The organism is Oscillibacter sp. (genome assembly GCF_040505565.1).
GTDB lineage: Bacteria > Bacillota > Clostridia > Oscillospirales > Oscillospiraceae > Oscillibacter.
In genome coordinates, this window is record NZ_JBEUWZ010000024.1 from 276115 (window position 1) to 289592 (window position 13478).

A 13478-nucleotide genomic window follows, 5' to 3' on the forward strand; every position below is an offset into this window, starting at 1 on the left:
TGGAGATGAGCGTAAAGGGATTCAAAAGTCATCCTTACATCCCAAACTCGGTACCCGAGGTCGAGCAGGAGATGCTGCGGGAGATCGGCTTGCATTCAATTGAGGAGCTTCATGAGGAAGTGCCTGACGAGATCATATTGAAAGAGAATATGAATCTGCCGGAGGCGTTTGGCTCGGAATACGAGCTGCGCCGCCATGTGGAGAGTCTGTTGAAGAAGAACAGCAGCTGCGCCGATAATCTGAATTTCATTGGTGCGGGCTGCTACCAGCATTATGTGCCGGCAATCTGCGACGAAATCAATGGCAAGGGCGAATTCCTCACCGCTTACGGAGGCGAGGCCTACAACGACTTCGGCCGTTTTCAGACGCTGTTTGAGTTTCAAAGCATGGTTGCCGAGCTGGTCGACATGGAGGTCGTCAACGTCCCGACGATGGACTACTCTCAGGCTGCTTCCTCTGCAATTCGCATGGGCTGCCGCGTGGCGGACCGTACCGGCGTGCTGGTCCCTGCGGCAATGGACCGCGAGAAACTGGCGGTCATCAGAAATTACTGCACACCGGATCTTCTGATCGAGGAAGTTGCCACAGATGCCAAGACCGGCTGCATGGATCTTGCTGATCTCAAGGTCAAACTTAACGAAAGCGTCGGCGTTGTATATTTTGAAAACCCTGCTTACCTCGGCATGTTTGAAATGAACGCCTGTGAGATTGCAAACGCAGCGCATCAGGCAGGTGCGCAATGCGTGGTTGGCGTGGACCCAATTTCCCTTGGCGTAGTCGCGGCTCCCCGCGCCTATGGCGCCGATATCGTTTGCGGCGATGTGCAGCCGCTGGGTATCCATATGAACTACGGCGGCGGACAGTCCGGATTCATGGCCACGATGGACGATCCTAAGTACGTGCTGGAGTTCCCATCCCGTCTGTTCGGCATCTGCTGCACCAAGGAGCCGGGTGAGTACGCCTTCGCGGACGTTGCCTATGACCGCACCTCCTTCGGTCATCTGCGTGACAAAGCCAAGGAATACGTTGGCACCCAGACCGCCCTGTGGGGTATCACCGCCGGCGTGTACCTGGCCACGATGGGACCAAAGGGCATGCAGGAAGTGGGCGAGACCATCATGCAAAACGCCCAGTATGCAGCTGAGAGACTCGCGGCCCTCAAGAACGTTTCCCTGCGGTTTGACACGCCGTTCTTTGAGGAGTTTGTGCTGGACTTCAACAAGACCGGCAAGACGGTTGCCGAGATTAACCAGGCGCTGCTTGAGCGCCACATCTTTGGCGGCAGGGACCTGTCCCATGACTTTGCCGATCTCGGTCAGTGCGCCATGTACTGCGTGACAGAGGTCCACACCAAGGAAGACATTGATGCGCTGGTTTCAGCGCTAGACGAGATCCTGTAAGAAAGGGGAGACACAGATATGAAAAAGATCGACAGAAGCTCCAAGGTTCGCACCGGCTTTCACCAGGCAAAGTGGGACGAGCCCATTATCTTTGAATTGACGCAGCCCGGTGAGCGCGGTATTCTGGTCAACAAGGCTGATGCAAAGGTTGCATCCTCCGTGCAGGGCACCAAAGTGCTTCCCGAGTTCCTGCAGCGCAAGGCCGCTCCCGTTCTTCCGGAAATCTCACAGCCGCGCGTGCTGCGCCACTACGCCAGACTTGCTCAGGAGACACTGGGCGCCGACGTAAACATCGAGATTGGTCAGGGTACCTGCACGATCAAATACAGTCCCAAGGTCAATGACCAGCTTGCAAACCTCCCCCAGCTGCGTGAGATGCACCCGCTGCAAGACGAAAGCACCTGCCAGGGCATCATGGAAATTATGTATAAAACGAATCAATACATGTGCGAGATATCCGGCATGGATCGCTTCTCCTTCCAGCCCAGCGGCGGTTCGCAGGGCATCCTGGCGATGGCCTCTTTGGCGTATTCCCACTTCAAGTCCAGAGGGGAAGAGAAACAGCGCAACGAAATCATCACCACCATCTATTCCCATCCGTCTGATGCGGCAGCTCCGCACGTCAAGGGGTTCAAGATCATCTATCTGAATCCGGACAAGGATGGCTATCCTGATTATGAGGCATTCAAGGCAGCTGTCGGCGAGCATACCGCGGCGTTTTTCGTCGCCAATCCCGAGGACACTGGCGTTTATAACAAGAATGTTCTCAAGTTCACCAAACTCGTGCATGAGAGAGGTGGCCTGTGTGCCTACGACCAGGCCAACGCAAACGGCCTGCTCGGTGTGACCCGTGCCCGTGATGCCGGCTTTGATATGTGCTTTTTCAACCTGCACAAGACCTTCTCCACGCCGCACGGCTGCGGTGGTCCTGCCTGCGGTGCAATTGGCTGCGCACAGTTCCTGGAAAAGTTTCTGCCCGCTCCGCTGCTGCAGTTTGACGGCAAAAAGTACAATTATGACTATCAGACAACCAATAACGCCAGCGCCATCGGCAAAATCCGCGAGTTCAACGGTGTTGCACCGGTCGTTCTCAAGGCGTATGCCTGGATCCGATCCCTTGGCCCCAACGGCTTGTATCAGGTCGCCAAAACGGCTGTGCTCAACAATAACTATATGATTAAGAAGCTCATGGAACTGCACTGTGTAGATGCGCCTTATATCCCCGGAAAGCAGCGCATCGAACAGTGCCGCTACACGCTTGAAACACTCTACAGGGAAACCGGCGTGGGAACTGCTGATATCCAGCGACGCATGATGGATTTCGGTATGCATTACTGGACCAGCCATCACCCTTATTATGTACCCGAGCCAATGACGCTTGAGCCGACAGAAACGCCTTCGAAGGAAGACATTGACGAGTATATCGAAACGCTTAAGTACGTTTTTGACGAGGCGTACCAGAATCCGGAGCTTTTCAAGGGCGCGCCGTATCAGAGCGTTTGCCACCAGCTTGACGAGTCCAACATGGATGATCCGGAGCAGTGGGCCGTGACCTGGCGCTGCTATTCTAAGAAGTTCCAGTGAAAGCGGTCGGACTGATCATCAACCCGATTGCCGGGATGGGCGGCAGCGTCGGACTCAAGGGAACCGACGGCGTTGTGGATGAGGCAATCCGCCGCGGCGCCAAGCCAACAGCACAGGCGCGGGCGGCCTTGGCATTGAAGCAGCTGCTACCCATGAAGGACAGCTTGCAGATGCTGTGCCCATCTGGCGAAATGGGTGAGCAGCTTGCCCGGGAGTTGGGATTCGATACGGAGGTGGTTCATGGCAGCACGGGAAAAGTATCATCCCGTGACACCGTGGCGGCGGCGCAGGCGATGGCCGGTGTGGATCTACTGCTCTTTGCTGGCGGCGACGGCACCGCGCGGGATATCGTCTCCGCCGGTGTCCACTGCACTGTGATCGGCGTCCCGGCAGGAGTGAAGATTCACTCACCTGTCTATGCCACGCGTCCGGAACGAGCCGGTGAGCTGGCGCTGCGTTTTCTGCAAAGCGGCTGCCGCCATACCCGCGAGGCGGAAGTGGTCGATATTGATGAGACGTCCTACCGCGACGGACGCGTGTGTACAAGCCTATACGGCTATTTGAATGTCCCGGACGACCGGGATTTCCTGCAGCACGGCAAAGCGCCGTCTCCCGCGAGTGAGCGTGCAGAGCAGGAGAGTATTGCGGCGGAAATGATCCACCGGATGCGGGAGAATGTTTACTATCTCGTCGGCCCCGGCTCCACCACGCGTGCGCTGATGGACAAGCTGGAGCTGCCGGGCACGCTGCTGGGCGTAGATTTGGTCTGCAACCGGAAGCTGGTACAGGCAGACCTGTGTGAGCAGGAGATTCTGCAGCGGCTGGAAGAAAGGGAGACCCATCTCGTGCTCACGCCGACCGGTGGGCAGGGCTACCTGCTCGGGCGCGGCAATCAGCAGCTCAGTGCCGCGGTGCTCAGAAAGATCGGCAGGGAGCGGCTCCATATCCTGGCCACTCGGGAAAAACTGTTTCATCTCGAGGACAGGCCGCTTCTCGTCGATACCGGCGATGCCGACGCTGACCGGATGCTCAGCGGGTATGCCCGCGTGATTGTGGGTTTTATGGAAGAACAAGTGTGCCGCATCAGCGGCGAATAAAAAGGAGTGTACGTTTTATGTTAAAGCAAGATTACAAATTCGAATCCCGTGCCCTGTATCCCGAACTCAAAGGCAAGCGTGTTGTCGTGACCGGAGGTGCTTCCGGTATCGGCAAGGCAACGGCAAAGCGCTTCGTGCTCGAAGGCGCCAAGGTCGTTGTGTTCGACTATAACGATAAGGCGTTCGACGCTCTGAAAGAGGAAATCCCCGGACTGGCCGGCGCCGTGAAGGTGGATGTGAGCAGCGAGGAGAGCGTCAAGGCTGCTTTTACCCAGATGGATCAGATCCTCGGCGGCATTGATGTCCTCATTTCCAACGCCGGCATCTCCCTGCGCAAGAAATTCATCGAGACAGACTTTGCGCAGTGGAAGCGTGTGATGGGCGTCAACCTTGACGGTATGTGCCTTTGCATTATGGAAGCGCTCAAGCGCATGCAGAAGGAAAAGACCAAAGACAATGCGGGCGTTATCCTCTGCACCGCGTCCACCAATGGCATGGAAGGTCATCCGTTCTACACGGACTACAACGCCTCCAAGGCAGCAGTCATCAACCTCGTGCGCAGCGTGGCGCTCGAGCATGCGCCCTGGGTCCGCTGCAATTGCATCTGCCCGGGCTACGTGCTTACGCCGATGCAGGAAGCTGAATATACGCAGGAGATGTTTGAGGAATGCAACAAGGGCATCCCGATGCAGCGTCACGCCGATCCTGCGGAGGTCGCGGCGCTGTATGCATTCCTAGCCTCCGACGAAGCCAAGTATATCACCGGTCAGCACATTCCGCTCGACGGCGGCGAAACTGCCTGATTGGGATTAAGACATTGCTGCAAATACACGTTGTTCGATACTTTTGATGTTCGGAAAAAAACTGCTTGTATGTGGATATAGGCTTTTGAAGTACAAAAGAACTTAATAAAAACAACTGAATAAAAGGAAGGGAAAATACCATGGAAGAAGCAAAAACGCTGTTCCGCCCCAAACTTTGGGTAGCACTGACAAGTATGGCATTCCTTATTGCAGCAATGTGTTGTGCGATCTTTTTGACCGGACAGCAGCTCCACATCACAATGATGACCTGCCTTGGCTTCACCATCCTCTTGCTGGTCCTGACGGGTTGCCCCTATGCCACGATCGAAGAAGCAATTCTTCACGGCGGCAAGCTTCTGATTCCCACGCTGGTCATTCTTTACTGCATCGGCGCTCTGATGGGCTCCTGGATCGCCAGCGGCACAGTCCCTATGGTCATTTATTGGGGCCTCAAGCTCATCAGCCCCAAAATCTTCCTTGCCACTGCCTGCTTCGCCTGCGTCCTCACATCTATGGCAACCGGCAGCTCCTGGTCCACGGCCGGTACGGTCGGCGTTGCCTTGATGGGCGTCGGCATGGGCCTTGGCATTAACCCCGCTTGGACCGCAGGCGCCGTCGTTTCTGGCGCTGCTTTCGGCGACAAGATGTCCCCGATGTCCGACACCACGAACGTTGCCCCGGCTGTTGCGGAGGCAGACCTGTTCGATCACATCAAGGCCATGTGTTACACCGGCGGCCCCGCAATTGTGCTTGCGCTGATCGGCTACACGGTCATGGGCTTCTCTGCCAGCGGCAGTGTGAACAATGAGACAGTGAGCCAGATACTTGTCTCTCTTGAAGGTATGTTCAAAATGAACTTCATCGAGCTGATCCCCATTGTCCTCGTGCTTATCCTCGCGTTCAAACATTTCCCGGCATTCCCGACTCTGCTGATCTCCGGTCTGGTTGCAGCAGTGATCGCAATTTTGCACCAAGGCGTTTCGATTTCCAACATCATGAGCATTATGGAAGGCGGCTTTGTTTGCAAAACGGGCTTCTACGACATCGATAAGCTTCTCTCCCGCGGCGGTATGTTTGCCATGAACTACACGGCCTCTCTGTCCGTGATCGTCATGGTGTTCGGCGGCGTGATCGAAAAGTGCGGCATCCTTGACGTCCTGCTCGAAAGGATCAAAGGCATGACCAAGACGGTGGGCACCCTGGTCCTCACCACCGTTCTCGTTGAGATCGCGCTCAACCTCGTGACCGCCTCCCAGTACATGACCCTGATCCTCGGCGGTAAGCTGCTCATGCCCGTTTACCGTGAAAAGGATCTGCTTCCGCAGTGCCTGTCCCGTACTCTTGAGGACTCTGGTACCGTCACCTCCCCGCTGATCCCGTGGAACCTGTGCGGCGCATTTATCGGCGCTGCTCTCGGCGTCAATGCGTTTGCCTACCTCCCGTTTGCCCTGTTCTGCTGGATCTGCCCGCTGGTCGCCATCCTGTGGGGCTTCATGGGTAAGTTCCAGTGGAAGACTGGGGAGATCCCCAGCAAGAAGACCTACCGCCCAGTGGAAACGGCAGTTAAGAGCGAAAAGCAATAAATCGGGAAAGGAACGACAAATGTCCAATTCTACAGCCTATATTAACGGTAAGGTCTATACGATGGAGCGCGAAGGCGCGATGTGCTCGGCATTCGTTGTGCGTGACGGTAAATTCATTTACTGCGGCACAGATGACCAGGCACGGAGTGTGGCCGATGAGACCGTCGACCTGCACGGCACAGTCGTGCTTCCGGGACTGATCGATACCCATCAGCATCTCTATTCCTATGCCAGCAACTTTGAAAAGCTAATGCTGGACCACGTCCGGTCCATGCGTGAGCTGAAGGACACGCTGCGCGATTATGCGAAGAATGTCCCGGAGGGCGAATGGATTTACGGCTTTGGCTTTGACAACGAGTTTTTCACAGACAGCAAAGCGATGCCAAATCGCTGCGATCTGGATGAAGCCTGCCCGAAGAATCCGGTGCTGCTCTCGCGCAGCTGTATGCATTTCTTCTCTGCCAATTCTCTTGCACTGAATGCGGCAGGTATCGACAGAAACTTTAAACCGGAGATCGAAGGCAATGTCCGGTTCGATGCCGAAGGAGAACCGACTGGCGTTGTTTGCGATGCTGCCGGTGCAAGACTCGCTGCGCTGGTACCCGACAAGCTCGCGTCGATAGAAGCCAAGAAAAATGTTCTGGAAAAGGCGATCCATGAGCTCAATGAGCACGGCCTGACCGGTGTGCACCCGATCCAGGGCAAGCACGTCGACCTGATGGAATATATGGATGCCTATCAGGAACTGAATCTGGAAGGACGCCTGACCGCTCGCATCTATCTCGGCTATGATGAACTGCCAAACTGCTGCATCCGCACCGGCCTTGGCGATGACATGGTGAAATACGGCTTCTACAAGATGTATGCAGACGGCAACTTTGGCGGTCACACCGCTGCGCTGCTGAAGCCCTTCAGTGATAAGCCCGATACCTCCGGTCAGGCCAATTATACGCAGGAAGAAATGACTGCCCGGGTCAGAGCGGCCTATGAGCGCAATATTCAAGTCGGTATGCATGTCATTGGAGACCGCGCGGCGGACATGTTCACAACGGCCATTGAGACTGTTTACCAGGAGAATCCCAAGCCCGACCCGCGCTTCCGCATGATCCACATGTCCGTTCTGAATGAAGATATCATTCAGCGGATCAAGAAGTTTCCGGTCATCGTGGATGTGCAGCCCATGTTCATCCATACGGATATGCCGTGGATCGAAGCCCGCGTTGGCGCGCAGCGTGCCCCGTATGTCAATCCGTGGGGGAAACTGCTCAGGGAGGGCATCATTCTCACAGGCGGCTCGGATGCTCCCGGCACTCCGCACGATCCGTGGGAGGGTATTTATGCCGCCGTAACTCGCAAGAATCTTTCGGGTGCGCCCGAGGACGGCTGGTACCCCGAAAACTGCATCAGCGTATACGAGGCGCTGTGTATGTACACAAAGAGTGCGGCGTATTCGTCCTACGAGGAGAACATCAAGGGTACCATCAAAGCCGGAAAGTTGGCAGACTTTGTTGTGATCGACGATGATGTTTTCGCAATGGATCCGATGAAGATCAAAGACATTAAGGTCAAGTATACCTATCTTGGCGGCAAACTGGTGTACGAGAGAAACAAGGAATGACTCCTGATCTTTGTTTTACTATTTTTTTAATAAATGTCAGTTTCAACCAGAAGCACACAGTGATTATTACATAGCGAAAGCACTGATCGATGTGCACAAGTGATGGTATATACGCACAAAGGAAGCAAGAGAGAAGGCAGGCGGGTTATGCCTTCTCTCTTGCTTACACAGTCCTGACGGATTGTACGACACAAATATGACAGTTTGCTCTTGCTCCCGTCAGGTTGTCGCGCGTATGATTATGGAAATAATAAAGAGACGCAAGGCATTGGTGCCTTGCGTCTCTTTGCTATGCTATCTAAGTAATGACTGATTATTCCAGCTCGAACGTTGACCCTTCTGACCAGGAGCCTTATATGAACAGGCGGATTTACAATTGCCGGACATCAGCCTTTTTCGTCGGAATGATTGGAACAATAGTCGATCGTAATTCTATTTTCGCGGCAGAATTGCGCCCACCTTTCCGGAAGAACCTCGTCCGTAATGATGATGTCCACCGACTTTAAATCCCCAAACAGCAGATTCGCACTGGAGTTGAACTTTGTGTGGTCCAGAACCAGAACTTTCTGCTGAGAGTGAAGAAGCATACTCTCGCGAACCCGGGACTCATCCAGATGATTGTCCGACATGCCCTGCTCCAGCGTCACCTTTGGGCAGCTGATAAAAGAACGGTCGGCAAAATAGCCCGAAAGAGTATCCGTAACATGATAACCCACAAAGGAGGAAGTGCGGCTGCGAAAGGAGCCTCCCAAACAGATCAGGTTGATGTTGGATGCCTGCTCATTGCAAAGATTGCAGATCAGCAGGGAATTCGTGATGATCGTAATGCTGAGCTTTTGATTGAGAAGCGCTTCGGCCAGCGCCAGGCAGGTTGTGCTTGAATCGAGCATAATGACGTCGTTTTCCCGGACGTAGTGCAGCGCCTGGCGGGCCAGACTGGCCTTCAGGTCAGGATAGTATACTTTACGCAGCTTGGTGGGATAGCTCTTGTCGTATTTGTCCATCAGATAAGCGCCGCCGTGCGTCCGCGTCAGCTTGCCAATGGACTCCAGTTCCTTCAAATCACGGCGGATGGTTTCCTCACTGCACTGCAAAAGCTTGCTCAGCGTGGGAATCAAAACGCTTCCGTTTTTGGCCAGCTCCTGCTCGATCACTGTCTGGCGGTCAATTTTCAGCATACAGATATCTCTCCCTGCTTTTCCAACATAATTCCATCTGCGAAGGTTCATTTTTCCAGCGTGGAAATAAGTTGCACACAGATTTCCGTCCGGGGGCCGTGAAAACCGGACGGTATCGCTGTCGGAATTATAGTAGATATTTTTGAGAATTGCAAGACAAACATACCTGAAATTAACAAATGTCAACAATATTATGTGTAAATTGCAAAATATGCCTTAGTAAATTTAATGCAAGTTGAAAGAATTTGTGCAGTATTTGATATGTACGTTGATTTATGTTAATAAATGTTGTATTATTTTGATATAAACAAGAGTCTGAAAGGAGGCCGCAAACCGTTCCACCGGATTCGATTGACGGAGCGGACGAAAAATACCTCAAAGCACATGTGAACGATTCCAGCGCAGTGAGCTCTTTAGGATGATCGGATTACTTCACAGGGAAGAAAGGGGAAAATCATGGGAAACGAAAACAAAAAGGGAAACTTTATCGGTCTGCTCCCGCTGATTATTTTTGTCGCACTTTACATTATTTCCACCATTATTACCGGCAATGCCGGCACAATGCCTCTGAATGTCGGCATTCTGATTGCAATTATCTTCGCATTTATTTTCTGTAACAAGAAGCGCAAGGCCGAAGGACTGAAATTTGACGACATGGTCACCAGCTTCTGCAAGGGCGGCGGTGACGATACGCTGATTTTGATGTTCTTCATTTTCCTGGAGGCTGGCATTTTCTACTGCGTGGCCGGTGGTATGGGCGCCGTCGGCTCTGTATCCAATCTGGGCTTGAAGCTCCTGCCCTCCAGTATGATCCTTCCCGGATTGTTCCTGATCGGCTGCATCCTGAGCTTTTCCATGGGTACTTCCATGGGCACGGTGACGGCTCTGATGCCGATTGGCATTGACATTGCCACCAAAACCGGCATAAGCATGCCTCTGGTCTGCGGCATCGTCGTCTCCGGGGCCATGTTCGGCGATAACCTGTCCTTTATTTCCGACACGACCATTGCGGCCACCCGCACACAGGAAGTGCAGATGAAGGATAAGTTCAAGGCGAACTTCCTGATGGTGCTCCCCGCTGTCATTCTGACCTTTGTTCTGCTGATCTTCCAGTCGACGCCCGCGCCTTTGGACAAGAGCGCACTGACATGGAACTTTGTTCAGCTGATTCCCTACATTTTGGTTATTGTCCTGTCCCTGGTCGGCGTGAACGTCATTTTGGCGATGGGCGCGGCCATTCTGACCGGCATTGTAATCGGTCTTGCGCAGGGATCGTTTACGATGGTCACCGCGCTGTCCACTATCGGCGACGGCATCAAGTGCATGGAGGATACCGCCGCAATCGCCGTTATGGTCGGCGGTCTGGTGGCACTGATGAGCTATCTTGGCGGCATCGACTGGCTGCTCAATAAGCTGACCAAGCGTGTCAAGACCGGACGCGGCGCCGAGCTGTCCATTGCCGCGCTGGTTACTCTTCTGGATCTGGCCACGACCAACAACACCATTTCCATTATTACCGCCGGTCCCATTGCAAAGGATATCTCCGACCAGTTCGGCGTTTCCCGCGTCCGCACCGCCAGCATTTTGGATCTGTTCTCCTCCGCCGGAAACGGCGTGTGCCCCTGGGCGGGTCAGATTCTGGCCGCGGCGGGACTTTCCGGTGTGTCCACGCTGTCCATCGTACCGTTTTGCTGGTACAGTATTCTGATGTTCGTGTTCGGCATCCTGTTTATTCTGATCGGCTGGCCCAAGGGAGTTGCTTCCAATCAGGAAAACGCGCCCGTCGCAAAAACCGCAAAGTGATCCAATTGAACAAGTAAACAATTTGTGCTAAAGTCAGAGCGGATGTTCTGACCGGGAAAGGATAGGGGGCAGGGATGGTGCAATCCCCTATCCTTTCCGTTTGCTTCATATGAGGAAGGATGTTTCGCATGTCTGAGTTTGATCGATTCTTTTTAATGAAAGCCGAGGATGTCAAGCGCTATACCGTGGAGGTCCTGCATTATTTCCAGCCGGAAGACGACATTCAGTGCGCGGAGATCGGCGATGGGAATATCAACTATGTATTCCGGGTCTGGACGGAAAAGGACGGGCGCTCCGTCATTGTCAAGCAGGCGGATAAACTGCTCCGCTCTTCCGGGCGTCCGCTGGATATCTATCGGAATAAGATTGAGGCGCAGATTTTGCATCTGGAAAGCAGGCTTGCCCCCAACTATATTCCGGAGGTGTTTCATTACGACGAGACGATGGCGGCTTTGTCCATGGAGGACATCTCCGCCTACGCCAACCTCCGCAAGGAACTGATGGCGAATCACGTCTACGCCCACCTGAGCGAAAACCTCTCCACGTTTCTGGCGGATGTGCTGTTGCCCACCACCGATTTGGTGATGGATCGGCAGGAAAAGAAAAAGCAGGTCAAGTTTTTCGTCAATCCGGAGCTGTGTGACATCACAGAAGATCTAGTCTTGACGGAGCCCTACTACAATTATAAAAACAGAAACGTTGTCACCGCGGGCAACGAGGCCTTCGTGGAAGAATTTTTGTATCACGACGAGGACCTGAAGGTAGAGGTGGCGAAGCTGCGCAACGGCTTTATGAACAATGCACAGGCTCTGCTCCATGGCGATCTGCATTCCGGCTCCATTTTTGCAAACGAACGGGGCATCAAGATCATTGATCCGGAGTTTGCGTTCTACGGGCCTATGGGCTATGATATTGGCAACGTCATTGGCAATCTGTTTTTCTCTTGGGGCAACAAGGCTTTCACCATGCCGGAGGCGGGTGAGGCCATTGCGGCGCTGGAGAAGACGATTTGCGAATTATATGATAAAACCCGCGAAAAGCTATCGGAAAAATACGACGAGACCGTCCGGTTTGAACTCTACCGCAGCCTGCGGTTTAAAACGTACTATCTGGACGCCGTCATGGCGGACGCACTGGGATACGCCGGGACGGAGATGATTCGCCGTGTGGTCGGCGACTCCAAGGTCATGGAGGTCACCTGCGTGAAGGACCTTTCCAAGCGCATTCCGATGGAGCGGGCCCTGATCCGGCAGGGAATTTTTCTCATCAAAAACCGGGAGCGAATTTGCTCCGGCTCTGAAATTACCGAGGCGTTTCGTCTCATTCTGGCATAAAAGGAGGGAAACCGGATGCAGCGCATGGATCAAAACATGCCGTTTCTGCTGCAATATGAACATGTGGCATGGTATGAAAACGGTAAGGTGCGGATTCTGGACCGGAGAGTCTACCCCACGCAGGTTCAATTCGTGGAGTGCGCCGACTATCATGAAGTGGTGCAGGCAATTGCGGACATGGTGACGCAAAGCGCCGGTCCGTACACCGCGGTGGGCATGGGCATGGCTCTGGCCGCCTATGAGTGCCGGGGAAAGAGCAAGGACGCGCAGAATGCCTTTTTAAAGCAGGCCGCCTATGATCTGGCGCATGCGCGTCCCACCACGGCCAACCGCTACGGCATCATCACCAGCCACTGCGCGGAGGTGGCTGGGCAAGCGCTGGAGGCCGGTGAGGACCCCGCCCAAAAGATTGTCGAGGCCACGGTGGAGTCGCTGAACCGCCGGTACGGCACCATGCAGATCGTTGGCGACTATCTGGCGGATCTCATTCCCCCGGGCGGAACGATCCTGACGCAGTGCTTCGGGGAGACCATCATCGGAACGGTGATGCGCGCGGCCATGAAGCAGAACAAAACCTTTCGCGTCTTCTGCGCGGAGACCCGCCCTTATCTCCAGGGGGCGCGGCTGACCTCCAGCTGCTTTGCCCAAATGGGCTTCGACACCACGGTGATCACCGACAACATGGTGGCCTACTCCATGGAGCGCGAGGGAATTGACCTCTTTACCTCCGCGGCGGACAGCATCGCCCGGGACGGGCACATCGCCAATAAAATCGGCACCTTTCAGATCGCCATTCTGGCCAAATATTTCGGCATCCCCTATTTTGTCACCGGTATTCCCGATCGCGACAAGATGAGCGGAAAGGATATTGTCATTGAAATGCGCGACCCGGCGCAGGTGCTCAGCTACCGCGAAATTTCCAACACCGTGCCGGAGGTCAAGGCCATTTACCCGTCCTTCGACGTGGTTCCGCCGCACCTGATCTCCGGCGTGGTCACGGATCAGGGAGTCTATGCGCCGTATGTGCTGAATCACTATTTCGATCAGCAGGCAAAAGCGTTTTATTAAGGGAGAGCGA

Annotated in this window: 10 protein-coding genes; 9 read left to right on the plus strand and 1 reads right to left on the minus strand. The window is 54.2% G+C overall.

Annotation, left to right across the window (positions count from 1 at the left end; all coding sequences use genetic code 11):
- Positions 1 to 5 precede the first annotated feature (5 nt).
- The 6 genes from gcvPA (at position 6) to ABWQ15_RS13215 (ending at position 8085) form a co-directional block, all read left to right on the plus strand.
- On the plus strand, positions 6 to 1400 hold the full coding sequence (gcvPA, locus tag ABWQ15_RS13190; RefSeq protein ID WP_353909238.1) for an aminomethyl-transferring glycine dehydrogenase subunit GcvPA: 1395 nt from the start codon (positions 6 to 8) through the stop codon (positions 1398 to 1400).
- An 18-nt stretch (positions 1401 to 1418) separates the two neighbouring features.
- Positions 1419 to 2984 (plus strand): aminomethyl-transferring glycine dehydrogenase subunit GcvPB, encoded by a 1566-nt coding sequence (gcvPB, locus tag ABWQ15_RS13195; protein WP_353909239.1) that lies wholly within the window; start codon positions 1419 to 1421, stop codon positions 2982 to 2984.
- A complete protein-coding gene (locus ABWQ15_RS13200; RefSeq protein ID WP_353909240.1) occupies positions 2981 to 4081 on the plus strand; it encodes an ATP-NAD kinase family protein in 1101 nt (366 codons plus the stop codon). Before gcvPB ends, ABWQ15_RS13200 begins: the two co-directional genes overlap by 4 nt.
- A gap of 17 nt (positions 4082 to 4098) precedes the next feature.
- Positions 4099 to 4884 carry an SDR family NAD(P)-dependent oxidoreductase gene (locus ABWQ15_RS13205; protein ID WP_353909241.1) on the plus strand — a complete coding sequence of 262 codons (786 nt, stop codon included), beginning with the start codon at positions 4099 to 4101 and terminating at the stop codon, positions 4882 to 4884.
- A 140-nt stretch (positions 4885 to 5024) separates the two neighbouring features.
- Positions 5025 to 6467, plus strand: coding sequence for a Na+/H+ antiporter NhaC (nhaC, locus tag ABWQ15_RS13210; RefSeq protein WP_353909242.1), 1443 nt, complete (start codon positions 5025 to 5027; stop codon positions 6465 to 6467).
- A 19-nt stretch (positions 6468 to 6486) separates the two neighbouring features.
- The gene (locus ABWQ15_RS13215; protein ID WP_353909243.1) at positions 6487 to 8085 is read left to right on the plus strand and encodes an amidohydrolase; all 1599 of its coding nucleotides are present in this window, start codon (positions 6487 to 6489) and stop codon (positions 8083 to 8085) included.
- Between the two features lie 386 nt (positions 8086 to 8471).
- On the opposite strand, the gene ABWQ15_RS13220 is transcribed toward ABWQ15_RS13215, so the two are convergent.
- Positions 8472 to 9263 carry a DeoR/GlpR family DNA-binding transcription regulator gene (locus tag ABWQ15_RS13220; RefSeq protein ID WP_353909244.1) on the minus strand — a complete coding sequence of 264 codons (792 nt, stop codon included), beginning with the start codon at positions 9261 to 9263 and terminating at the stop codon, positions 8472 to 8474.
- Between the two features lie 456 nt (positions 9264 to 9719).
- On the opposite strand from ABWQ15_RS13220, the gene ABWQ15_RS13225 reads away from it, so the two are divergent.
- From ABWQ15_RS13225 to ABWQ15_RS13235, 3 genes are all read left to right on the plus strand, one after another.
- Positions 9720 to 11066: a Na+/H+ antiporter NhaC family protein gene (locus ABWQ15_RS13225; RefSeq protein ID WP_353909245.1), complete on the plus strand. Its 1347-nt coding sequence runs from the start codon at positions 9720 to 9722 to the stop codon at positions 11064 to 11066.
- Between the two features lie 128 nt (positions 11067 to 11194).
- Entirely contained in the window at positions 11195 to 12400 is a 1206-nt protein-coding gene (mtnK, locus tag ABWQ15_RS13230) for an S-methyl-5-thioribose kinase (protein WP_353909246.1), read from the plus strand.
- A gap of 15 nt (positions 12401 to 12415) precedes the next feature.
- A complete protein-coding gene (locus ABWQ15_RS13235; RefSeq protein WP_353909247.1) occupies positions 12416 to 13468 on the plus strand; it encodes an S-methyl-5-thioribose-1-phosphate isomerase in 1053 nt (350 codons plus the stop codon).
- Positions 13469 to 13478 lie beyond the last annotated feature (10 nt).